This window comes from Ruegeria sp. N11 (genome assembly GCF_056531525.1).
Window position 1 is genome coordinate 247,513 of sequence record NZ_JBQFLX010000004.1, and the last position, 21,932, is coordinate 269,444.

A 21,932-nucleotide genomic window follows, 5' to 3' on the forward strand; every position below is an offset into this window, starting at 1 on the left:
GGTTCTTTTGCTTGAGCAAAAGAACCCCGCATTTGTATCAGGATATGCAATGCCGCGTCTATGCACCTGTGGGTAACATCCTACATGACCTTTTTGAGGTGCGCAACTATATATAGGGTACACTGCTGCCGCCGACGCAATATGCGGAGGGTCTTCGGCGGTTGTTCAGTATGTGACCATTGAGTTATTCGGTCTGTCCGTTGTCCGTAGTGGAACAGTTGTCAGGCGTGTTTCCCGGCGCAGAATAGCTCGTAAACCACTTCCAGTATCCGGCGCGGGCGATCATCTGCCAGGCGATAATAAATGGCTTTGCCTTCCCGGCGGGGCGTCACAAGGCCTTCCAACCGCAAACGGGAAAGTTGTTGCGACACAGCGGCCTGACGGGCAGACAGCAACGTCTCCAGCTCGGTCACAGATTTCTCTCCAGATACCAGATGGCACAGGATCATGAGGCGACCCTCGTGACTGATAGCTTTTAGAAAGTTGGACGCTTCTGTCGCGCTGGTCACCATACGGTCCAGGTCTTCAGGGTTCATGTCCTGTGCGAGCTGAGGCAGTGCCATTGTTCCGATCCTTCTTGGCCCGATAAAAGGGCAGGTGTTAACCAATTACAGACGCTCAATATGGGCTGTGTAGATACAGTTATTGATCATGCATCACAATATGCACGCATCAAAATACCGTGATGAAAGACATACGCCACCGAAGCCAAACCGCATTTCGATGATTTTCCGGACACCGATCCGAACCACGGGCGCCCTCAAATGCCACTCGACAATTCCAAAAGCAAGAATACCTGACCGATGTCAGCCGACCCCTTGCAGCCCCTCTGTGCCGATACTAAGACTCGTGTAACTTTTCTTCGGGTAGTGTCCCGATCCATAGCAAAGCAGGCAGGTTCCGAATGTTCGATCCCGTAGACACATATATGAACACTCTTGTCCCGATGGTCGTCGAACAGACCAGCCGGGGCGAGCGCGCATACGACATCTTCTCGCGCCTCCTGAAAGAGCGGATCATTTTCATCAACGGTCCGATACACGATGGCATGAGCCACCTGATCGTGGCGCAACTGCTGCACCTTGAGGCGGAAAACCCGAACAAGGAAATCTCGATCTACATCAACTCGCCCGGCGGCGTCGTCACCAGCGGTTTGTCGATTTACGACACAATGCAGTACATCAAGCCGAAATGTTCGACATTGGTGATCGGTCAGGCGGCCTCGATGGGTTCGGTTCTGCTGGCTGGGGGCGAGAAAGGCATGCGCTTTTCGCTGCCCAACAGCCGGATCATGGTGCACCAGCCCAGCGGTGGCTATCAGGGTCAGGCCAGCGATATCATGATCCATGCTGCCGAGACGCAAAAGCTCAAGGATCGCCTGTATGATATCTACGTGCGTCATACCGGACAGACCAAAAAGGCGGTTGAAAAAGCGCTGGATCGTGACAATTTCATGAGCCCGGAAGAAGCCAAGGACTGGGGCCATATCGACGAGATCGTCGAAAACCGCGCCAAGATGGGCGGAGAAGAGGCCTGAGTTCAAAACCTCGCGCGCACTGCGCGAGGTGCGATTTTGAGATTGTAGCGGCCCCGGCGCTGGCCTAAGCTGCGTCAAAAGGCGGCAAGCGCGGCTCGATGGGGTCGCTGGGATGGAGCCCGAAAGGTAGAACATGGCGACGAATTCAGGCGGTGACGGCAAGAACACGCTCTACTGCAGTTTCTGCGGCAAGAGCCAGCATGAGGTGCGCAAACTGATTGCCGGCCCGACCGTGTTCATTTGCGACGAATGCGTCGAGCTGTGCATGGATATTATTCGCGAGGAAACCAAGGCCAGCGGCCTGAAGTCTTCAGATGGCGTGCCAACGCCTAAGGATATCTGTGAGGTGCTGGACGATTATGTCATCGGTCAGGCCACTGCCAAACGGGTTCTGTCGGTTGCCGTGCACAACCACTACAAGCGCCTGAATCATGCCCAGAAGGCGGGCAATGATATCGAACTGGCGAAATCGAACATCCTGCTGATCGGCCCCACCGGTTGCGGCAAAACCCTGCTGGCGCAAACGCTGGCACGGATTCTGGATGTGCCATTTACCATGGCGGATGCGACGACGCTGACCGAGGCCGGATATGTGGGTGAGGATGTCGAAAACATCATCCTCAAGCTGCTTCAGGCCAGCGAATACAATGTCGAGCGTGCGCAGCGCGGCATTGTCTATATCGACGAAGTCGACAAGATCACGCGTAAGTCAGAAAACCCATCGATCACCCGCGATGTCTCGGGCGAAGGCGTCCAGCAAGCGCTGCTGAAACTGATGGAAGGCACCGTGGCCAGTGTTCCGCCGCAAGGTGGCCGCAAGCATCCGCAGCAGGAGTTCCTGCAGGTGGATACCACGAATATCCTGTTCATCTGCGGCGGTGCGTTTGCCGGGCTCGACAAGATCATCGCGCAGCGCGGCAAGGGTTCGGCCATGGGTTTCGGCGCAGACGTCCGAGAGAATGACGAGCGCGGTGTCGGCGAGATTTTCAAGGATCTTGAGCCGGAAGACCTGCTGAAATTCGGCCTGATCCCGGAATTTGTCGGCCGTCTTCCGGTTCTGGCCACGCTGGAAGATCTGGATGAGGACGCTTTGGTCACCATCCTGACCAAGCCCAAGAACGCCTTGGTCAAGCAGTATCAGCGTCTGTTCGAGCTGGAAGATGCCGAGTTGGCCTTTACCGATGACGCATTGCAGGCAATCGCCAAGAAGGCCATCGAACGCAAGACCGGCGCGCGTGGTTTGCGCTCGATCCTCGAAGACATCCTGCTGGATACCATGTTCGACCTGCCGGGGATGAAAAACGTGACCGAAGTGGTGGTCAATGAAGAGGCCGTGATGTCAGACGCTCAGCCTCTGTTCATCTATGCCGATGCCGGACAGGAATCCGCCTCTGCGGGTTGATCGGACGCGGTTTCAAAAAATCGGTTGGTTTCGGCCTTTCGAGGGGGGGGCTGCCCCCATCGCGGCAGGCCGCGATTCCCCCGGGATATTTTTAGCCAGATGAATAAAGGATCCCTTGTTCATCTGGCCGCAAATATCCCGGAGCGCGAGGCAGAGCCTCGCAAAAGCACCGCGGTGCAGACTCCGGATGAACCTTCTTAAGGAGAGCAGTGTGATCAAACGTATTTCCTCGGGCGGCGAGTTTGAGGCCAAGGTTGGATATTGCCGCGCGGTTGTGGCCGGTGGGTTTGTTCATGTCGCGGGCACGGTCGGGCAGGGCGATACGGTGGTTGAACAATGCCGGTCCGCGTTGGGCATCATCGAAAAGGCACTGGCCGAGGCCGGGGTGGGTTTTGCCGACGTGGTTCGGGTCACATATATGCTGCCGGACCGGATGGAATTTGCACCGTGCTGGCCAATCCTGGCCGAAGTTTTCGGAAAGCACCCTCCGGCAGCGACGATGATCGAGTGTGGCCTGATCGACCCAAAATACAGGATCGAAATAGAAGTAACCGCGGTTTTGCCGGAATGACGCAGATGCGTTGCGTGGTACTGGACCTTGCCCGGCCTTTGGTCCATACCTTCCTTGACTTAAATGCCGGAGGCAACCGATGGGAATCCTGAACACTCTATTGCGGGCGGTGACCTGGTGGAATGGGGCGACCCTGAACACACGGATTTTCACCTCGCGCAATGGCATCAAGGTTGGCGAAGACAACGAAGGCAATATTTTTTACCGCAATGCCGATGATAGCAAGCGCTGGGTCATCTTCAATGGCGAGGTCGAGGCCAGCCGGATTGATCCGGACTGGCACGGTTGGCTGCACCGTACCTGGGATGAGCCGCCCACCGACAAGCCGCTTGCGCACAAGTCCTGGGAAAAACCACATCAGGAAAACCTGACGGGAACAGCTTTGGCATACATGCCTGCTGGATCGTTGCGCCGGGCCGAACCGGTCGAGCGATCCGACTATGAGGCCTGGAGCCCGGAATAGGCGAGGCGAGCGATGTCTACCCATAACATGACCGAAGTTCTGGTCGGCGGTGTTGTACTGGCATGCGCCGTCGCATTTGGCGTTTATGCCAGCCAATCCACCGGCCTGTCGCAAAACCGCACGGGCTATGAACTGGGCGCATCCTTCCGATCCCTGGAAGGTGTGGGGGTCGGAACAGACGTGCGCTTGGCGGGGGTGAAGATCGGGACTGTGACGGGTGTCGAACTGAACGCCGATACCTATCGTGCCGATACAACCTTCACGATTGCGGATGGTGTCTTGGTACCGGATGACAGTGCCATCGTGATCTCTTCCGAGGGGTTGCTCGGCGGGAACTTTGTTGAAGTCATGCCCGGCGGTTCGCCCTTCTTTTTTGAACCCGGAGACGTGGTCGAGGATACGCAGGGTGCCGTCAGCCTGATCTCACTGCTGGTCAAGTTTGTGGCCGGAGACGGCAGCGAATGATGCGCGCAGCGCTTTTGGCGCTTATCCTGTCCGCAACCGGTGCAATGGCCCAGCAAAAAGTAGCGTCGGGGCCGGGTGCCATGCTGCGTGGTCTGGACAAGGTCAGTGGCCAGACCGTCGATGTCGAGTTGAAAAGCGGCGAGACACAGACCATCTTTGGGCTGGATGTCGCTCTGGGCGATTGTAGGTATCCGATTGAAAACCCCACCGGCGATGCGTTTGCCTTCCTGACAATCTGGGAACAGGGCAAGACCGAGCAACTGTTTGACGGCTGGATGATTGCAACCTCGCCCGCGCTGAATGCGCTGGACCATTCCCGTTATGACGTTTGGGTAATCCGCTGTATGACCCCCTGAGGGGTTTGAGAGATTTCGGCGGAAAAATGAGCGCTGGCATTGACCGCCCTTTCCAGAGCCTGCTGGTAGCGCGCGCGCGGGATTTCAATTGCGCCAAGCGAGGCTAGATGCGCGGTCAGAAACTGCGTGTCGAACAATTGAAATCCGGTCTGACTTAATCGGTCCACCAAATAGGCAAGGGCGATCTTCGACGCATCGGTTCGGTAAGAGAACATGCTTTCGCCAAAAAACGCGGCACCGAGGGCCACGCCATAGACGCCTCCGACCAATCTGCCTTGGGCGTATATTTCCAGCGAATGGGCATGGCCCGAGCGATGAAGCTGCAGATATAGATCGCGTAGTTCGGCGTTTATCCAGGTGTCCGCGCGGTCTGCGCATCCATCGACAACCCCGGCGAAATCACGATCGATTGAAACAGAATAGTCCGCGTTTCGTATGCGACGGGCCAGGCTTCGGGAAATGTGAAACCCATCCAGCGGAAACACTCCGCGCAGTTTGGGATCAACCCAGAACAGTTCAGCCGCGTCCCGGTGCTCGGCCATCGGAAAGATACCGATGGAATACCCGTGCAGCAGAAGTTCAGGAGACAGGCTCATGATTTTTGGCCGGGCATTGGGTGGGTGTGACCACCCAATGCCGCTGTCTTACTGGGCCATGTTTTGCGCAAGCCAACGCTCCAGCCAGTGAATGTTGTAGTCACCGCTGTGAATGTCGGATTCCTGCAAAAGCGCGTGGAACAGGGGAACCGTGGTGTCGATACCGTCGACGATCAATTCACCCAGCGCTCGTTCCAGCCGCGCCAGCGCTTCGGCCCGGTCACGGCCTTGCACGATCAGCTTGGCAATCAGAGAGTCGTAATAGGGCGGGATCGAATACCCGTCGTAAAGCGCCGAATCCATCCGGACGCCCAGTCCGCCCGGCGCGTGATACGCTGTGATCTTGCCCGGGCAGGGCGAGAAGTTGGGCAGTTTTTCAGCGTTGATCCGAACTTCGATGGCGTGACCGTTGATCTCCAGATCGTCCTGGCCGAAGGACATCGGCTCACCTGCGGCGACGCGGATTTGCTCGCGCACCAGATCGACGCCAAAGATACCTTCGGTGACGGGATGTTCTACCTGCAGGCGGGTGTTCATCTCGATGAAATAGAACTCGCCTTTCTCATAGAGAAACTCGATGGTCCCGGCGCCGATGTAGTTAATCTTGGCCACCGCATCTGAGCAGACCTTGCCGATCTTGGCGCGTTCTTCCGGGGTGATGCAAGGGCCGGGGGCCTCTTCAAACACCTTCTGGTGGCGACGCTGCAGCGAACAATCGCGCTCGCCCAGATGTACGGCCTTGCCTTTGCCATCGCCGAACACCTGAATCTCGATGTGGCGCGGCGTGGTCAGGTATTTCTCGATATAGACCTCGTCGTTGCCAAAGGCGGCCTTGCCCTCGGCGCGCGCGGTCATGAATGCGCTTTCCATCTCGTCGGCATTCATCGCGACTTTCATGCCGCGCCCGCCGCCACCGGCGGTGGCCTTGATGATGACGGGATAGCCGAATTCCTCGCCGATCTGCTTGGCTGTGGCCAGATCAGGCACTCCGCCATCCGATCCCGGAACGCAGGGCACGCCCAGGGCTTTCATCGTATCCTTGGCGGTGATCTTGTCGCCCATGATGCGGATATGTTCTGCAGTGGGGCCGATGAAGGTAATGCCGTGGTCCTCGACGATCTGCACGAACTCGGCATTCTCGGACAGGAAGCCATAGCCGGGGTGAATGGCCTGCGCTCCGGTGATTTCACAGGCCGATATGATCGCAGGCATCGACAGGTAGCTTTGCGGGCTGGGCGGAGGGCCTATACACACCGATTCGTCCGCCATACGCACATGCATGGCGTCGCTGTCAGCGGTAGAATGCACGGCGACCGTCTTAATCCCCATCTCGCGCGCGGCACGGATCACGCGCAGGGCGATCTCGCCTCGGTTGGCAATCAGGATCTTGTCGAACATGGGCCCGCCTTACTCGATGATGACCAGAGGGGTGCCGAATTCCACAGCGTCGCCATCGCCGACCAGAATACGTTTGACTGTACCCGACTTGGGGGCGTGGATGTGGTTCATGGTCTTCATCGCCTCGACAATCAGCAACGTGTCGCCTTCGGACACGGATGCCCCGACAGAGATGAAAGAGGGTGCACCGGGTTCGGCCTGCATGTAGACAGTGCCAACCATGGGCGACGTCACGGCGCCGGGGTGGCTGGCGGGATCTTCGGCAGCGGCGGGCGCTTCCGCAGGGGCCGGAGCCGCAGCAGCAACGGGGGCGGCAGCGACCGGTGCAGCGGCCGGAACGGTCATCTGAACCGGGGCAGGCACGGCCTGCGACATGCGGCTGACGCGTACGTTCAGGCTGTCTTCCTCGCCATACTCGCGCTTGACCTGCAATTCGGTCAGGTCATTTTCGCGCAACAGTTCGGCCAATGCCTTGATGAACGCCACATCCGCTTCGTGCTTGGTATCTGTCATGAGTGTCCTCGACGGTTCCCCTTTGGCCCGTCTGTTTCGTGCGGGCTTTGGTCTGATTAGGCAGCGTTATAAGCCATGCGCACGGTCATGAAAAGTGCCGTCTCGCCCTGCTAAATTGGGGTTTTATTCGGAAACGTGAGGGGGTGAGGCGCTCATAATGGCATCCCCGACAATTTGGCGACAAGCTCGGGCAGTTTCCGGGCGCCGAACTTCTCCAGAAGCCGCGCGCGGTAGGCCTCGATGGTGCGATAGCTCAGGCCCAGTTCTCCGCCGATCTCCTTGGCGGATAGCCCCCGGCACGACAGGATGGCCACTTCGCGTTCCCGCGCGGTCAACTCGACCAGTGGCCGTTCTTCGGAGATATCGGAAAAGCTCCAGATTCCATGTCGAAACGGGTCATCAGGCGTCAGCGAGCGCCCGCGCGCCCGGCACCAGAACAGATCGCCATTGCGCCGACGCATGACGCGTTCATCCGTGTAGTAGCCCGTATCGCGCATCACCTGCAGACTGCGTGCGCCAATGCGCTCCCAGTCGGCCACGGACGGGTAGAGATGCAGCAGCGGCATGTTGCGATATTCCGCTTCTTCGCCGCCAAAGGTGCGCGCGAATTGCAGATTGCATCGCCGGATGATCCGGTTTTCCAACTCGACAAGGCCGATCGGCGCGTATTCGAATGCAGGGTCGCTCATTTCTGTATCGTGCCGGGATTTGTGATGAAAATGAAGTAGTATGAAGAAATAGATCGAACGGGGATGCCTGTTGGTGAATATTAAACGAAACGCATGGTGCGGTATAGCTTGTCAATTGTGTAAAGACCGGTTGAAAATAATGCTATAAACTTCTTTTATTAATAATTTTATCTGAAAACAAATCTGGGATATACAGTAGCGGCAACCGAAGGGAGGGTGCTGCAATTCGGGGTGTATTGACAGGAAGCCGTATCAGGGAACGTCGGCAGATAGCTGGTATGCGCCAGTCCGAACTTGCCCGGCAGGTCGGCATTTCGGCCTCTTACCTGAATCTGATCGAACACAATCGACGCCGGATCGGCGGTAAGCTGTTGGTCGATATAGCGTCAGTTCTGATGGTGGAACCTTCGGTACTGACGCAAGGTATTGAGGCCACGCTGATTTCGGCCCTGCGTGAGGCTGCGGCGGAATCGGTCGGCCATTCCGCCGAAATTGACGGGCTGGAAGAATTTGCCGGACGCTTTCCTGGGTGGGCGAAGGTGCTGGCACAGATGCATCGGCGGGTCGTGTCGCTTGAACGCACAGTCGAAACACTGTCCGATCGCCTGACGCATGACCCGCACCTGGCCGCATCCATGCACGAGGTTCTGTCAACGGCAGCAGCGATTCGATCCACGGCAGCCATTCTGGTCGACACCCGGGATATCGAGGCCGAGTGGCAGGACCGATTTCATCGAAACCTGCATCAGGATGCAGAGCGTCTGGCCGACAGTTCAAAGGCGTTGGTGGCCTATCTGGATGACAACGACTCGGCAAACGATCGCCGGGGTGTCCCACTGGAAGAAGCCGAGGCGTTCTTTTCGGATCATGCGCACCATTTCCCAATGATCGAAGAGAACGGAGCAACCGGCGAAATAGACCTCAACGCGCTTGATTCTGGTGCCGCCAGGGCCGTCACGCGCGATCTTCTGAGGCTCTACGCACAGGACGCACAGGCCCTGCCGCTTGAGCCACTGAAGGCAGCTCTGGCTGATACAGGAACAGATCCGCTGAAACTTGCGGCCCGGTTTTCGGTCGACCACGCCACGGTATTGCGCAGGCTGGCCTTTTTGCCCAAGGACACGCTGACACGCCCGACAGGCCTCGTGATCTGCGACGCCTCGGGAAGCATCCTTTTCTTCAAGCCGGTACAAGGGTTTGCCTTGCCGCGATACGGCGAAGCCTGCCCGCTGTGGCCATTGTATCAGGCGTTGAACCGGCCATTGGTGCCGATCCGCAGGCGTGTTCTGCAACTTGGCAGAACAGCGGCAGAATTCGAGTGTCATGCGGTGGCCTGGCCGCATAGCATATCGGGTCACGAGGACGGGCCGGATTACCGGTCTGTCATGCTGGTGCAACCGGTCGAGTTTGCCGGAGACACAAGTAATGCAAGTGTCCGCGCCGGTCCCGGCTGCCGTGTGTGCCCAAACCCGGAATGCGGATCGCGCCGCGAACCGTCGATTCTGAGTGAAGGTTTTTGACAGTTTCGTAACATAGCGCTTAATCTGAATGTGACAGGTCGCCAGGCGCGTGGCCGGTCTCGGGGAGGAATTGCAAATATGAGCCGTAAGGTTCTGTTAATTGAGGATGAGCCGAACATTGCTGAGGCCATTCGGTTTTTGCTGACGCGTGAAGGCTGGCAGGTCGAAACCCATGCCGAGGGTACCGATGCTGTTGAAGTGATTCAGGGGGCAAACCCTGATCTGGTGATACTAGACGTGATGTTGCCGGGGAAAAACGGCATGGACATCCTGCGGGATTTACGCGAACTGGACGAGATGAAAGCTCTGCCGGTCCTGATGCTGACTGCGCGGGGCCAGTCCCGCGACCGCGAAATGGCTGAAAATGCGGGGGTCAGCCGGTTCATGACCAAGCCGTTTTCCAATGCCGAAGTTCTGACAGCGGTGCGGGACCTGCACGCACAGGCCACCCGGACATGAGCCAGAGCGAAGACCATCAGCCGCCAGCGGGGCGGTCTTCGCTGTTTCTTGAACGTCAAGGCTATCGTCGGCGCAGGTTGATGGATGCGGCCCGGTTGCTGCCCGTTCTCGGCGGCGCCCTTGTTGCAATCCCGCTGTTATGGCCCTCGGTGGATAGCGCCGGGGCCGGCGTTCCATTGTCCTCGGCCATCTATTACATCTTTGCCTGTTGGGGGCTGCTTATTCTGGCCAGCGTGGGATTTGGCTATGCGGCCAGGCGTTTGTCCCGGCGCGATGAAACCGAAGCGGATACGGATCAATGGCAACGCTGAACGTCCTGATCCTGGTCTGCCTGGGCTATGTGGTGTTGCTGTTTGGCGTTGCGTTCGCCGCCGACAGAATGGCGGCAGCGGGCAAGGGTAAATGGCTGCGTTCACCGCTGATATATACGCTGTCCCTGTCGATCTACTGCACCGCCTGGACCTTCTACGGTGCAGTCGGAAACGCAGCCCGTTCGGGGCTGGAATTCGTGACCATATATCTGGGGCCGACTTTGGTGATGATCGGTTGGTGGTGGGGCCTGCGCAAATTGGTCCGGGTCGGACGCAGTCAGCGTGTGACTTCGATCGCGGACCTGATCTCCTCCCGCTACGGCAAGTCCAACACGCTGGCCATCTGTGTGACTATTCTGGCGGTACTGGGCGGCACGCCTTACATCGCGCTGCAACTACAGTCGATAACCCTGTCCTTTTCCATTTTTGCCGAAGCAGACCCCTCGGGCCTCTATCGCGAAGGTTCCAGTGTATTCTGGGTTGCGGCAGGTCTTGCCGTTTTTGCCATCCTGTTCGGCACACGCAACCTGGACGCGAACGAGCGACACCACGGTGTGGTGACGGCCATCGCGTTGGAATCCGTGGTAAAACTGTTCGCCCTGCTTGCCGTCGGTGCGTTTGTGGTCTGGGGCGTTGCGGGGGGGATCTCCCCGATGATGGAGCGTATCGACGCGTCGGATATCGGTCGATGGAACGTGGATGCGGGCCGATGGACCACTTTTGTTTTCCTGTCCGCCGCTGCCTTTGTCTGTCTGCCGCGCATGTTCCAGGTCATGGTGGTGGAAAACGATGACGAAAGTCATCTGCGAACCGCTGCATGGGCATTTCCGCTGTATTTGCTGCTGATGAGTCTGTTTGTCGTTCCGATTGCCGTTGTGGGGCTGGATCTGTTGCCCGAAGGCTCGAACCCGGACCTGTTCGTTCTGACCGTGCCGCTGTCGCAAGGCAATGACTGGCTGGCGATGCTGTCCTTTATCGGCGGGTTCTCCTCGGCCACGTCTATGGTGATCGTGACTGCGATGGCGCTGTCGACCATGGTATCGAACCATATCGTCATGCCAATCTGGCTGAGCACGCAGGAAGGTTCCGGTTCGGTTTCGGGTGACGTGCGCAACGTGGTGTTGATGTCGCGCCGTGTGTCCATCGCAGCCCTGATGGCGCTAGGCTACTTTTACTACCGGCTATCAGGGGGCGGGGCGGCTTTGGCCTCGATCGGTCTGATTGCTTTTGCGGGTGTATCCCAGATTCTGCCGGCAATGGTCGGCGGCCTGTTCTGGCGCGGTGCCACTCGAACCGGAGCACTTGCCGGGCTGAGCGTTGGGTTCGTCCTGTGGATCTATACCCTGCTTCTGCCGGGAATGGGCGGCGCCATAATGCCTGACAACGTCGTGCAGAACGGGCTGTTCGGTTGGGGCTGGCTGCGGCCACAGGCGCTGTTCGGGATCGAGGGGATCGACCCGATGGTGCATTCCGTTCTGTGGTCCATGTCTCTGAACACTGTTGCCTTCTGTATCGCCTCGCTGCTGAGCTTTCCCAGCCCGCTTGAACGCCTGCAGGGTGCGCAGTTCGTGAATGTCTTTGATCACTCTGTCGCGCCGGGTGGCTGGACCGGTTCGGTCGCTCAAAGCGAAGATCTGATGATCATGACCCAGCGGATTCTGGGTGCAGGTCCCGCGCAGGAGTTCTTTCAGTCCGAGGCCAGACAACAGGGCGGGCGCGCCGATCTGCCTGAACCGACGCCGGGGTTTCTGGAACGGCTGGAACGCGAGTTGAGCGGTTCGGTTGGTGCCGCTACAGCCCATGCCATGATCGGACAGATCGTTGGCGGTGCATCGGTTTCCGTCGAAGATCTGCTGGCGGTCGCGGACGAATCTGCGGAACTGCTGGAATATTCCAGCAAGCTTGAGGAAAAGTCCGCAGAACTCAGCCGCACGGCGCGGAAACTGCGCGAAGCCAACACGAAGCTGACGCAGATTTCCGAGCAAAAGGACACATTCCTAAGTCAGGTCAGCCACGAATTGCGTACGCCAATGACCTCGATCCGGGCTTTTTCCGAGATCATGCGTGACACGGACGGACTGAAGCGCGAGGAACAGACCCGATATGCCGCGATCATTCATGACGAGGCGTTGCGATTGACTCGTTTGCTGGACGATCTGCTGGATTTGAGTGTTCTGGAAAGTGGCAAGGTCAGTCTGAATATGGGGGACGACACGTTGCGCTCGGTTCTGGATCGAGCGGTCTCCAGCGCGCTTGCAGGAACGGAAAAGACCCTGACTGTGCGGCGGGTGCGTGGTGCTGAACGGATTCCGCTGCACACGGATCTGGACCGCCTGGCCCAGGTGTTCATCAACCTGATTTCGAACGCTCAGAAATACTGCGACGCGGCCGATCCGGAACTGACGATTTCGGCTCATGACATTGGCGGTCAGGTGGTGATTGACTTCGTGGACAATGGCACTGGCATCCCCCCCGAAGCGCGTTCGGTTGTGTTCGAGAAATTTGCCCGCGTAGGGGTCGAAAAGGCCCAGGGGGCGGGGTTGGGTCTGGCGATCTGCCGCGAGATCGTGCAGCGGCTGGGCGGCGAGATCAACTATCTCGCGGGGCAGGGCGGGGCGGCGTTCCGGGTCAGCCTGCCGCTGGCCTACCGGCAGGCTGCGCAATAACGGCCGTCTAAAGACATTCGTAACTTTGGCTGGGTTACACCTGAACCTGGAATTCGGAATAAGGTGGCGAACAGGGCGATGACACAACCCGTCAATGCGGCTTTGGTGCGTAAGCTTGCAATCAGGCCGGTCGAACCCGACGACACGCCCCGATCGGTGCTGCGGGCCCTCCGACTGGCACTGGCCAGGGCGGCGGGCGAACAATGGAACCTACCACTAACTGTAATCGGCGCAAAACAGACGACCTGCCCGCAGGACGGGTTGGCTGACCTGATAGGGAAAGACTGGCTTTTACTGTTGTTTCGGGCGGACAATGGGGTCATGGCTGCCGTTTGTCTGAACCCCGGCGCTGTGTCCGCGATCGTGCAGGCGCAAACCTTCGGTGAGGTGCTGCCGGGTGAACCTAAGCCGCGCCCTTTCACAGAAACAGATGCGGCCATGGTGGCGCCTCTGATCGAAGATACGCTGGCTCGGTCCGTCGATCTGGTCGCCTTGGCGTCCGATCAGGCGAGCCTGTCGGGGTTTGAGTTTGCTTCCCGCCTGCCGGATACACGGGCCCTGTCATTGGCTTTGGTGGAAGACAGATACCGCCTTTTCGACCTGACTGTGGAGCTGGGCGGAGGGGCGCGGCAAGGTCAGATGTGCTTTCTGCAACCCGTGCCAGCACAGGTTGCGGAAACCGGTGACGCGGCCATTCAGCAAACAGGGCCCCGACTGGATCAGGCGACCGGCGTTTTACGGGCTGAACTGAACTCCGTGATCTGCCGAATGTCACTGCCCCTGACGGCATTGTCGGAACTAAAGGTGGGCGATGTTGTTCCCCTGACCGGCGCAAGGCTGGACCGTACCAGGCTCCTGACGATTGACAAAAGCCCCGTCGCTGTCGGTCGTCTGGGTCAATGTGGGGGAATGCGCGCTGTTCGGCTGAATGAGCAAGGAATTACACCTGTCCCCGCCGATGCGGCAGCGTTGGCATTTCTGGAAAGCAAGCCCGACGAAAAACAGTCGATCCCCAACGATCCAACCGCACAAGTCGATGCGGTTGAGGCCTCCTCGCCAAGAGACACGCGTTTGCTGACATCAGCCGATGCGGAACTGAATTATGAGGACGCCGATCAAATGGCCGCCGAGATATCCCAGCTTGCTGGATTGACCGGGCCGGAAACCGACCCGGGCCATAATTTCTGATCAGCTTTTTTCCTGGCGGATGTGATCCAATGCCGGACGCAGGTTTTCCAGCATGTAACCTGCATTGGTTGTGGCGGACAGGATGTCATCCGTGCTCATCCGATCACATTGCCCCAGCGCCCAGACCACCGAGCATCGCGTGCCTGATGCGCAATAAGCCAGAACCGGCCCGCTGCAGCTTTCCGCAAGTTCACGTTGAAGTGCCACGTTCTCGGGGGTCATGGTCTGGTGTGTCAGTTCCAGAACCTCGTATTCCATCCCTGCATCGCGAACTGCCTGTCCGATGGCGTCAGACTGCATGTTCGCCGGAACTTCGATGTTGGGCCTGTTGCAGATGACTTTGACGAATCCTGCCGCAGCGATAGCTGGCACATCCTCGACCGTGATTTGTGGCGAGACGGCATAGCGGGGGGTGATTGGTCGAATCTCCATTCTGATTGCTTAGGCCGGGTTTGCGGTTCTGTCCAGTTGCGAACCAAGGGTTGGAGCCATCAACATACCCGTGATCATTGCCACCATGAACACAACGCCGCCAACCCCGCCGTAGCTGAGCGACGCAATGGCCGGGCCCGGGCACAATCCGGCCAGCCCCCAGCCGGCCCCGAACAGAACCGATCCAATGATCAGACGGCGATCCAGTTCCGATGAAGGTGCGTTCGGAAACTGCCCACCCACCAGAGGTGCGCGGTTGGTCGTCAGCTGCCAGGCAACCAACATAGGCAGAATTGCACCTCCCATCACAAAGGCCAGGGTAGGATCCCAATTGCCGAACACGTCCAGCCAGCCTTGCACCTTGGTGGTGTCCGTCATGCCCGAGATCAGAAGACCCGCGCCAAAAAGGGATCCGGCAATCAGAGAAATCAGAACGCGCATCAGATCACCCCCCAAACGTGCCGCAGCAGGGCAATCGTCAGCCCGCCCGCGGCGATGTAGACAATCGTGGCAACGATCCCACGCGTTGAAAATCGCGAGATGCCGCACACACCGTGCCCGGAGGTGCAGCCGTTTGCGATCCGGGTGCCGACGCCAACCAGAAGGCCGGCGGCTATCACAACCGCGATGTTTCCGGTCAGATGGGTTTCAGCTTGCGGATTCATCAAGGGGCGAAGCAATGCCGGTATGGCGACAACACCGGCGATGAACGCCAAACGCTCGGCCATTCTGCCGCTGCGATCCACCAACCCGCCAAGGATACCGCTGGCGCCCATGATGCGGCCGTTTCCCAACAGATAAACTGCGGCGCCGAGCCCGATCAGAAGGCCTCCGGCGAGGCCCCATATCCAGTCTGCATTCATGTTGTTTTGCCTTCTTCTAAGCGCCTGTACGCGTCAAAGCTTGTTGAGGGGCAGCTTCAGAAATACGTCGCCTTTTTCGTCCGCAGGCGGCATCTGCCCGGCCCGCATATTGACCTGTAGCGATGGCAGGATCAGCCGGGGCATCGCCAGTGTCGCATCCCGCGCATCCCGCATTTCCACGAATTCTTCGATGCTGCGTCCCTGTCCGATATGTACGTTCAGCGCCTTTTGCTCGCCCACCGTCGTTTCCCAGGCAAACTCATCGCGTCCGGGTGCCTTGTAGTCGTGCCCGACGAAAATCCGGGTTTCATCCGGCAAGGACAGGATTTTCTGGATCGAGGCATACAGCATTTCAGAGGAGCCGCCCGGAAAATCGCAACGTGCGGTTCCGAAATCGGGCATGAACAGGGTGTCCCCGACAAAAGCCGCGTCACCGATCACATAGGTCATGCAAGCCGGGGTGTGCCCGGGCGTATGCAGAACGTCGCCCCGCATCTGGCCGATGTGAAAGCTGTCATTTTCCGAGAACAGAGCGTCGAACTGACTGCCGTCGCGTTGGAATTCCGTACCTTCATTGAACACCTTGCCGAACGTGTCCTGCACCGTGACGATCTGGGCGCCTATCCCGATCTTTCCGCCCAACTCCTGCTGCAGATAGGGCGCGGCCGACAGGTGATCTGCATGCACATGGCTTTCCAGAATCCATTCGACTTTCAGTCCGCCGGACCTGACGTATTCGATGATCCGGTCGGCCGAACCCGTGCCGGTCCGCCCCGATGCATGGTCAAAATCCAGCACGCTGTCGATAATTGCGCACGCAGTGCCTTCGGGCTCTTGCACGACATAGGATACGGTGAATGTATCCGGATCGAAAAAGGCTTTCACTACTGGTGTCATGCACACCCCCATTAAACGTATCACATATCATATAGTAAATTCGGAATGTGATGCAATCATCAATTCCTTGTTGATGTCGGTCAAGGCATTCTGACTCGGAACCGCATAAAATTCATGCAGTGCGCGCAAAGTGGCGAAATCTTCCCCGGGAACCGGCGGGAATCCGCAACCTTGGGTGGAAATGTTCTGAAAGTCGCAATACCGTTACTTACTACGCATATCTGCAAGACTGGCACCATTTGGGAGGATGGAAATGTCGAAACAGAATCTCTACTCAGAAGCTGAACAACTGGAGCGTCAATTGCATGGTGCATGCCTTGAAACACGACTGGCCCTTCAGCCCTCCGTCAGCAAAATGATTGACCGTCTGCATCAGCGGGGGCTGCATGTGCCGTCCCGACTGAAGCGACTGGATGCGTCGCTGTGCGAAGACGCCATGGAAGCGCGCTTCGACAACCTGCCAGTCTGAGCTTAGTTGGTCATCCGAACGAGATACCGAGGATGACCAGCATCAGCCCGATCACCGATAAAAACAATGAGGCGAGGTTCCACGGCAGAACGCTTTGAACAGCCGCGCGCAATTCATCATCCGAAAGGCCGGCCTTGCGCGCCTTCATCACGCGCAGAATGCACCAGACCAGCCCGGCCAGCCCCGCCAGCGAAAGAGCGGCCCCGCTCCATGTGATGAGTTCGAACATGGGTTTCCACATATTGCCTTTTTCTCAAGCTGCGCTTAGCGGATCAGGCCGGATGGCACAAGCCTGGCCCGCTATTGGGTGCTTGCGGCCCGGACGGCACCGATGTATCCGGCATATTGCCCGATGTCACAGCATCAGACCGCAGCCTCTGGGAGAGACGTAAATGGAAGACATGACCGAAGATCAGGCCACCGCCAACTACCGTGTGACGGCGGGCGAATTGCGCCAGTTCATCGAACGATTCGAGCGCCTCGATGCCGAGAAGAAAGACATTGCCGAACAGCAAAAAGAGGTGATGGCAGAAGCCAAAGCGCGCGGCTACGACACCAAGGTCATGCGCAAGGTAATCGCGCTGCGCAAACGGGACAAGGACGACATCGCCGAGGAAGAAGCGGTTCTAGAAATGTACAAAGAAGCTTTGGGTATGAGCTAGGCTCAGAACCACAGGGTACTTTGCTGCCATTCTGCTCGGGTCTTAGGGGGAAGCCCGCGAATTTCGGGCTGTCGCAGCGTTCAGGCGCAGTGTGGGTCTATCAACTCTTTCTTTGGCTTCGCGCGTTGTCAGTTCGTGGCACTCAGTAACAGGCCTTTGGCCGTCCCGATTTTGACCGGCAGGGCAGGTGCATTCATACTCCTGAGGACCTGAAACGCACCTCGCCAAACCCTCACGAAGTTCACCCGCATTGGCGGCGACCCGCACCGGGTGACCGTCACCCTCGGCCGACCATCAGGGTTTCAGAAAGCGAATGCCCGGCATGGATTGAATTCGGGCCAGGTCCTGTTCGTAAAGTTCGGAAAACGCTTCGACTATATCCACACTCCAGCCGGGCAAATCCAACTCCTCTTCAACCTCTTCAGGCGATGCGTGTGTTTCAAAGATCCCGGCCAGTTCCTCACGCAGATCATGTTTGTCGGGCTGAGGGTCCTGACGGATCAGCGCCAGAACCTCGCGCTTGCCGGGTTCCGTCAGCAGGGAGGAGAGGAAGGCATATTCATCCTGCATCACCACATCGTCGTCTAGCCCGGCCATCGCGCGCAGCACATCCCCCCAGATCAGAGGCGTATCCTCGTTGCACCAAAGCGTTATTCCGACGCCGGGTGCGAGATCGCGAATATCTTCTATCGTGCTGAGCCAACTCAGGCAGCTCAGATCGGTGTCCCGGAGGATCTGATCGCGACGGTCTTGCGGAAGTGCCGCCAGGGTTTTCGGAATGAAGCTTGCGGGATTGATCAGCCCGAAAAACAGCTCGACCTGATCATTGGGGAAGGCGTGTTCCAGGATGGCCATGCGTTGCCCGGCCGCAGGATAGAACTGTCCATCCTTTATGGCCTCGACCGGCTCACCGATGAAATCCGGGCTGGTGAATATTGTTCGCTGAGTGTTTTCGTCATCCGGCAGTATTTCCATAAGCCGGACAAGCTCATCAGTGGAAACCGGATGCGATCCTATCGCGTTGAACACAGGCCGAAAAACCTGTCGATAGCGCCGTGGTCCAACCAGAGACACCCCATGCGCAGACAGGATGTTCAAATTCGCCTGCAATGAGTTCAGCAGCCGACCATCGTCCGCAAAAGCTCCGCCTGCGTGAATGACAACCTGCATCTTTCTGTTTCAGCCCTTGCGTCCTCATGGTGCCTTGTCGGGTTACAGCCTGCAGCAACCACAGTCAAATTCGCAACGGGGAACAGTGGCACAGTTATCAAAACGTTCTGGGAAAGATTTCCATGCGGGCAAAATTTGTGGGTTGCAGTCCCTTTCCGGAGAGAGTAATCGGACGCCAGCGCCCCTATAGCTCAGCTGGTAGAGCAACTGATTTGTAATCAGTAGGTCCGCGGTTCGAGTCCGTGTGGGGGCACCACTATCATCACCTCAGAGCCTTTATTTCCTTATTTCATTGGGATATCAGCCCGGAAATTAGGACAAAAATGAGGGCACCTTTTATACACAGAGGTGAGAACATGGTGAATCACAAGCTGAAGCATCTGGACAGTCTGCGTGGCGGAAAGACCCTGAGGTATCGTCGTCGCTGGCCAAAAGATATCGCTGATCAGATGGACAGCGCGACCTTGATTGTGTTTCTAAAAAACAAGTCAGGCCCCAAGATGGTTCAAGAGCATGCAGCCATTGATGCCATGTTTGAGAAAACCGTTCAAACCATGCGTGAACGGGTTACCGGCCTAGATGCTAGAACTCCCGGTCAGAAATTTCACGAAGCTGCTTTGAAGGCTGCGGGGTTGTTGGAAGGCGTCAGAGGTTTGGATGAAGATGACCCGTGGTTGCGTGGTCACCTTGCGGAAGCTACTCCTGACCCAATGGTCAAGGAAATCCTCACCAATCCCAAGGCCAAACCGCCAGCCCCTACAGTGGCCGATGGTGTTGCAATGTACCGAACCCTTAGGTGCGCTGACAACAAGGCCAAGCGTACTCGACTGGACCGCCTAGCGGGGACCCTCAAGGCGGTCTGGGGTCCTTTGGGCAAACTACCTTTGGCTGATCTTAAGCGCGCTCATGGCCGTGATCTGGTCGACCATTACAAGTCTCATAGAAAGGGCAACGGCGCGCCCCTCAGTGCCGACACTATCAAGCGTGAAGTGGGTCAAGCCTCGGCGCTGATAACTTTGGCCCTGCGAGAGAACGATCTGGCAGGAAAGGTGGCGAACCCGCTGGACGGTATTGAATTGCCCAAAGCCTCCACCCGAAAGGCCGACAAAAGGAAACCCCTGAGTGATGATGAGTTTGTTAAGGTCGCTGATCGCCTCAAGCCGATGGCGTCCGAACTCTGGCCCCTGTGGACCCTGATGAGCCTTGGTATTCATGCAAAGGAGCTATGCTATCTGGAACGGCAGGACGTGGACCTAGACCGCGGCGTCATTCAAATCCGAGCGAACGGGTTGCGTGGCGCACTCAAGACCCAAAGCCGTGACCGTGATGTACCTCTTACGCCCAGCGCTCAGGAGGCCGTCAGCGAGGCGCTAAGGCTAGCTGGTGAGGGTGAACCTGCTGACGCCCTGTTCGCACGCTATAGCCGTGGTGAGAGAGGCGCTGATAGCCTGACCCAATTACTTAACACCAAGCACATCAAACCACTGGACATAGACAACACTACGTACGGCTTGCGCCATAGGGCAGCATCGAAACTACGCGCGGCTGGCGCTGAGCAGGTGATTATTGACCGCTGCTTGGGTCACTCAATCCGAGGTGAAGGGGCGAGTGTGTATGGAGGTGATGAGAGGATTGAACAGGTTCGTGAGTGGCTGGTGAAGGCTGGCCTCTAAGCGCCGCTGTTCCCTTCATATGGCCGTGACGGAGGCCCTACGGCTGCCGCTGCGGCACTGATGAAGGCGGTCAGAAAGAACACTGACGACAAGCGTATGAAGGTCCATGGGCTTCGCCATAGGGCAAGCGATAAGCTGAGGGATGCAGGGGCACCTGTAGAAGTTCGTCACGGGTGTCTCGGGCACTCCGCTCAGTCGGTCGCTGAGAATACTTATGGTGGGCGCGAGGCGCGGCTTAGAGAGTTTGCTAGGTGGGGCATGAAGGCTGGGTTCTAGGCTAAGCACAGTTCAAGAAAAGGTGTGGTAAAATGTTTGAAGTTGATCCGTACCGCCCTCTGTGGACATGGCGTAGATACCCAGAAATGTCGGCGAATCTTTGACAAACTTTATTTGTACCCCGAAGTTCTCCGATTTGCTGATTGCACGCGCTTGATCACTGGTTATGTTTGCAAAAACATGAACGTCGGTTCCGTACGAAATCCGTGAACACGCTTTTGAGATATCGAATTTTTGTTCTTCTCCGTTCACGGTTATCTCTACCACGCCAAAACTTGTCAGTTCGTCGTGTCGGTTTTGCGCTTCAATCACTGCCCAGAAAAAGAAACCAGCGTTTTTGGTGAAACCCAACATGACCTTGTGACGGCCATAGATGGAGTCTCGTTCACCGCGCACGTAGATCAAATTACCTCGCGCTTGGACATCCCAAGAAACGTCAGTTTGTCCGCCAGTTACAACTCCAAGTTCTTTCAGTCGTTTCTCGCCAATAAGGTAAATGTCCTTGGCGTCCGTTGCGGAAGACAGTTCTAGAAACTCAGGCGAGATACCCATGTCGCTTACGTAGGAAGCAATCCTTGCAGACAAGATTTGGGACAGACCTGCGTTTTCTGGAAACGGGTTCTTAAGTGAGAATTGATGCACCCCAAACTTGCTTCCGTTAGAAAAATATCTGAGACGCCCGCCAAGGTAAACCATGGTTGCCGCGCTCATACATTTCCCAGCTACTCGTTTTCGCGGAGCCAACGGGATTGTTGGGTCAGGTTCTTCCAGAAAGTAACAACCTATGTCAGTCCAAAGCCCGTATTCCCGTATCCTTCTGCCAATGCCAATTGCCGCTTCCAAGTCGCCACCTAAGGAATCGATGTAGATGGTCATGTATGAGGGTGGGCTGTGCGTGTCTAGGAACTCCGAGAACTTGCTATCGTCGCCATATTTTATGGGACCGATGGCATTGATGCAGAAGAATCCGCCCAACATCTTTTCGAGTTCATTTTGGGGTTCAGTATAGTGAAAATCCATTCACAAAATTGCTCTCAAGTTTAATGGGACAATAGCCCAAGGGTACTAAGCACTACAGTACACCACACTTAGAAATTGCTACCGTAGCCACTTTACTCATCAGATCAGATAGAGATCGCCAAGGCAGGTTTCTACTGGGAAAGTGTAAAGAGAAACCCATTCCCTGAACTCAGGTAGGCATCGCGAGGGATAAATGCCTTCGTCGAAAGCAAGTTCTCGGCAACGGATAATTCGTATGGTCCAATTGTCTTAGCCCCGTAAAACTGTGCCACTATTTTGGTGTCACGGAAGGGATGATGGATGGCTCGGAAGCGGTATTCGGATGAAGATGCGTTG

27 protein-coding genes and 1 tRNA gene are annotated in these 21,932 nt (G+C 57.2%); 15 read left to right on the forward strand and 13 right to left on the reverse strand.

What is annotated here, in order from left to right; translation table 11 throughout:
• Nucleotides 1–221 precede the first annotated feature (221 nt).
• Entirely contained in the window at nucleotides 222–563 is a 342-nt protein-coding gene (locus ACR0J8_RS06270; RefSeq protein WP_170614702.1) for a metalloregulator ArsR/SmtB family transcription factor, read from the reverse strand.
• 341 nt (nucleotides 564–904) lie between these two features.
• Here ACR0J8_RS06270 and ACR0J8_RS06275 point away from each other — a divergent pair, with 341 nt between their 5' ends.
• From ACR0J8_RS06275 to ACR0J8_RS06300, 6 genes are all read left to right on the forward strand, one after another.
• On the forward strand, nucleotides 905–1,537 hold the full coding sequence (locus ACR0J8_RS06275; protein ID WP_170614701.1) for an ATP-dependent Clp protease proteolytic subunit: 633 nt from the start codon (nucleotides 905–907) through the stop codon (nucleotides 1,535–1,537).
• Between the two features lie 133 nt (nucleotides 1,538–1,670).
• Nucleotides 1,671–2,939, forward strand: coding sequence for an ATP-dependent Clp protease ATP-binding subunit ClpX (gene clpX / locus ACR0J8_RS06280; RefSeq protein WP_170614700.1), 1,269 nt, complete (start codon nucleotides 1,671–1,673; stop codon nucleotides 2,937–2,939).
• 187 nt (nucleotides 2,940–3,126) lie between these two features.
• Nucleotides 3,127–3,510 (forward strand): RidA family protein, encoded by a 384-nt coding sequence (locus ACR0J8_RS06285; protein ID WP_480524377.1) that lies wholly within the window; start codon nucleotides 3,127–3,129, stop codon nucleotides 3,508–3,510.
• A gap of 79 nt (nucleotides 3,511–3,589) precedes the next feature.
• Complete coding sequence (locus ACR0J8_RS06290; RefSeq protein WP_480524379.1) at nucleotides 3,590–3,973, forward strand: NADH:ubiquinone oxidoreductase subunit NDUFA12; 384 nt, start codon at nucleotides 3,590–3,592, stop codon at nucleotides 3,971–3,973.
• Between the two features lie 12 nt (nucleotides 3,974–3,985).
• A complete protein-coding gene (gene mlaD, locus ACR0J8_RS06295) occupies nucleotides 3,986–4,438 on the forward strand; it encodes an outer membrane lipid asymmetry maintenance protein MlaD (RefSeq protein WP_170614697.1) in 453 nt (150 codons plus the stop codon).
• A complete protein-coding gene (locus ACR0J8_RS06300) occupies nucleotides 4,435–4,794 on the forward strand; it encodes a DUF2155 domain-containing protein (RefSeq protein WP_480524381.1) in 360 nt (119 codons plus the stop codon). Before mlaD ends, ACR0J8_RS06300 begins: the two co-directional genes overlap by 4 nt.
• Here ACR0J8_RS06300 and aat read toward each other — a convergent pair.
• The 4 genes from aat to ACR0J8_RS06320 form a co-directional block, all read right to left on the reverse strand.
• A complete protein-coding gene (gene aat, locus ACR0J8_RS06305) occupies nucleotides 4,758–5,390 on the reverse strand; it encodes a leucyl/phenylalanyl-tRNA--protein transferase (RefSeq protein WP_480524383.1) in 633 nt (210 codons plus the stop codon). The two genes, ACR0J8_RS06300 and aat, sit on opposite strands and share 37 nt — an antisense overlap.
• A gap of 48 nt (nucleotides 5,391–5,438) precedes the next feature.
• Nucleotides 5,439–6,788: an acetyl-CoA carboxylase biotin carboxylase subunit gene (gene accC / locus ACR0J8_RS06310; RefSeq protein WP_480889214.1), complete on the reverse strand. Its 1,350-nt coding sequence runs from the start codon at nucleotides 6,786–6,788 to the stop codon at nucleotides 5,439–5,441.
• Nucleotides 6,789–6,797: 9 nt separating this feature from the next.
• Complete coding sequence (gene accB / locus ACR0J8_RS06315) at nucleotides 6,798–7,301, reverse strand: acetyl-CoA carboxylase biotin carboxyl carrier protein (RefSeq protein WP_170614693.1); 504 nt, start codon at nucleotides 7,299–7,301, stop codon at nucleotides 6,798–6,800.
• A 152-nt stretch (nucleotides 7,302–7,453) separates the two neighbouring features.
• On the reverse strand, nucleotides 7,454–7,990 hold the full coding sequence (locus ACR0J8_RS06320) for a LuxR C-terminal-related transcriptional regulator (protein WP_170614692.1): 537 nt from the start codon (nucleotides 7,988–7,990) through the stop codon (nucleotides 7,454–7,456).
• A gap of 278 nt (nucleotides 7,991–8,268) precedes the next feature.
• On the opposite strand from ACR0J8_RS06320, the gene ACR0J8_RS06325 reads away from it, so the two are divergent.
• From ACR0J8_RS06325 to ACR0J8_RS06345, 5 genes are all read left to right on the forward strand, one after another.
• On the forward strand, nucleotides 8,269–9,510 hold the full coding sequence (locus tag ACR0J8_RS06325) for a short-chain fatty acyl-CoA regulator family protein (RefSeq protein WP_480524385.1): 1,242 nt from the start codon (nucleotides 8,269–8,271) through the stop codon (nucleotides 9,508–9,510).
• A gap of 78 nt (nucleotides 9,511–9,588) precedes the next feature.
• Nucleotides 9,589–9,969, forward strand: coding sequence for a response regulator transcription factor (locus ACR0J8_RS06330; protein WP_170680831.1), 381 nt, complete (start codon nucleotides 9,589–9,591; stop codon nucleotides 9,967–9,969).
• A complete protein-coding gene (locus ACR0J8_RS06335) occupies nucleotides 9,966–10,280 on the forward strand; it encodes a hypothetical protein (RefSeq protein WP_170807953.1) in 315 nt (104 codons plus the stop codon). Before ACR0J8_RS06330 ends, ACR0J8_RS06335 begins: the two co-directional genes overlap by 4 nt.
• Nucleotides 10,268–12,946 (forward strand): ATP-binding protein, encoded by a 2,679-nt coding sequence (locus tag ACR0J8_RS06340; protein WP_480524387.1) that lies wholly within the window; start codon nucleotides 10,268–10,270, stop codon nucleotides 12,944–12,946. The genes ACR0J8_RS06335 and ACR0J8_RS06340 overlap by 13 nt, the downstream gene beginning before the upstream one ends.
• 78 nt (nucleotides 12,947–13,024) lie before the next feature.
• The gene (locus ACR0J8_RS06345) at nucleotides 13,025–14,134 is read left to right on the forward strand and encodes a FliM/FliN family flagellar motor C-terminal domain-containing protein (protein WP_480524389.1); all 1,110 of its coding nucleotides are present in this window, start codon (nucleotides 13,025–13,027) and stop codon (nucleotides 14,132–14,134) included.
• On the opposite strand, the gene ACR0J8_RS06350 is transcribed toward ACR0J8_RS06345, so the two are convergent.
• The 4 genes from ACR0J8_RS06350 to ACR0J8_RS06365 are packed head-to-tail and all read right to left on the reverse strand — an operon-like array spanning nucleotide 14,135 to nucleotide 16,326.
• Nucleotides 14,135–14,566: a TIGR01244 family sulfur transferase gene (locus tag ACR0J8_RS06350; RefSeq protein WP_170680823.1), complete on the reverse strand. Its 432-nt coding sequence runs from the start codon at nucleotides 14,564–14,566 to the stop codon at nucleotides 14,135–14,137.
• Between the two features lie 9 nt (nucleotides 14,567–14,575).
• On the reverse strand, nucleotides 14,576–15,007 hold the full coding sequence (locus ACR0J8_RS06355) for a DUF6691 family protein (RefSeq protein ID WP_480524391.1): 432 nt from the start codon (nucleotides 15,005–15,007) through the stop codon (nucleotides 14,576–14,578).
• Nucleotides 15,007–15,429, reverse strand: a complete 423-nt coding sequence (locus ACR0J8_RS06360; RefSeq protein WP_480524393.1) for a YeeE/YedE family protein — start codon at nucleotides 15,427–15,429, stop codon at nucleotides 15,007–15,009. The genes ACR0J8_RS06355 and ACR0J8_RS06360 overlap by 1 nt, the downstream gene beginning before the upstream one ends.
• A 33-nt stretch (nucleotides 15,430–15,462) precedes the next feature.
• On the reverse strand, nucleotides 15,463–16,326 hold the full coding sequence (locus ACR0J8_RS06365) for an MBL fold metallo-hydrolase (RefSeq protein WP_170619544.1): 864 nt from the start codon (nucleotides 16,324–16,326) through the stop codon (nucleotides 15,463–15,465).
• A 253-nt stretch (nucleotides 16,327–16,579) separates the two neighbouring features.
• Between ACR0J8_RS06365 and ACR0J8_RS06370 the strand changes: the two genes are divergently transcribed.
• A complete protein-coding gene (locus tag ACR0J8_RS06370) occupies nucleotides 16,580–16,795 on the forward strand; it encodes a hypothetical protein (protein WP_480524395.1) in 216 nt (71 codons plus the stop codon).
• Between the two features lie 10 nt (nucleotides 16,796–16,805).
• Here the strand turns inward: ACR0J8_RS06370 and ACR0J8_RS06375 are convergent, their stop codons facing one another.
• On the reverse strand, nucleotides 16,806–17,024 hold the full coding sequence (locus ACR0J8_RS06375; RefSeq protein ID WP_170614682.1) for a hypothetical protein: 219 nt from the start codon (nucleotides 17,022–17,024) through the stop codon (nucleotides 16,806–16,808).
• A gap of 163 nt (nucleotides 17,025–17,187) precedes the next feature.
• On the opposite strand from ACR0J8_RS06375, the gene ACR0J8_RS06380 reads away from it, so the two are divergent.
• Nucleotides 17,188–17,457 carry a DUF2312 domain-containing protein gene (locus ACR0J8_RS06380; protein WP_170614681.1) on the forward strand — a complete coding sequence of 90 codons (270 nt, stop codon included), beginning with the start codon at nucleotides 17,188–17,190 and terminating at the stop codon, nucleotides 17,455–17,457.
• A gap of 294 nt (nucleotides 17,458–17,751) precedes the next feature.
• Here the strand turns inward: ACR0J8_RS06380 and ACR0J8_RS06385 are convergent, their stop codons facing one another.
• Nucleotides 17,752–18,627 (reverse strand): hypothetical protein, encoded by an 876-nt coding sequence (locus ACR0J8_RS06385; RefSeq protein WP_480889226.1) that lies wholly within the window; start codon nucleotides 18,625–18,627, stop codon nucleotides 17,752–17,754.
• 180 nt (nucleotides 18,628–18,807) lie between these two features.
• On the opposite strand from ACR0J8_RS06385, the gene ACR0J8_RS06390 reads away from it, so the two are divergent.
• Nucleotides 18,808–18,883: transfer RNA gene (locus ACR0J8_RS06390), tRNA-Thr, on the forward strand.
• 100 nt (nucleotides 18,884–18,983) lie between these two features.
• A complete protein-coding gene (locus tag ACR0J8_RS06395; protein ID WP_480889228.1) occupies nucleotides 18,984–20,300 on the forward strand; it encodes a tyrosine-type recombinase/integrase in 1,317 nt (438 codons plus the stop codon).
• Nucleotides 20,301–20,588: 288 nt separating this feature from the next.
• Here ACR0J8_RS06395 and ACR0J8_RS06400 read toward each other — a convergent pair whose 3' ends face one another.
• Both ACR0J8_RS06400 and ACR0J8_RS06405 read right to left on the reverse strand, forming a co-directional pair.
• The gene (locus ACR0J8_RS06400; RefSeq protein WP_480889230.1) at nucleotides 20,589–21,596 is read right to left on the reverse strand and encodes a COG3904 family protein; all 1,008 of its coding nucleotides are present in this window, start codon (nucleotides 21,594–21,596) and stop codon (nucleotides 20,589–20,591) included.
• Nucleotides 21,597–21,727: 131 nt separating this feature from the next.
• On the reverse strand, nucleotides 21,728–21,932 hold a 205-nt coding region (locus ACR0J8_RS06405), incomplete at its 5' end, for a hypothetical protein (RefSeq protein ID WP_480889233.1).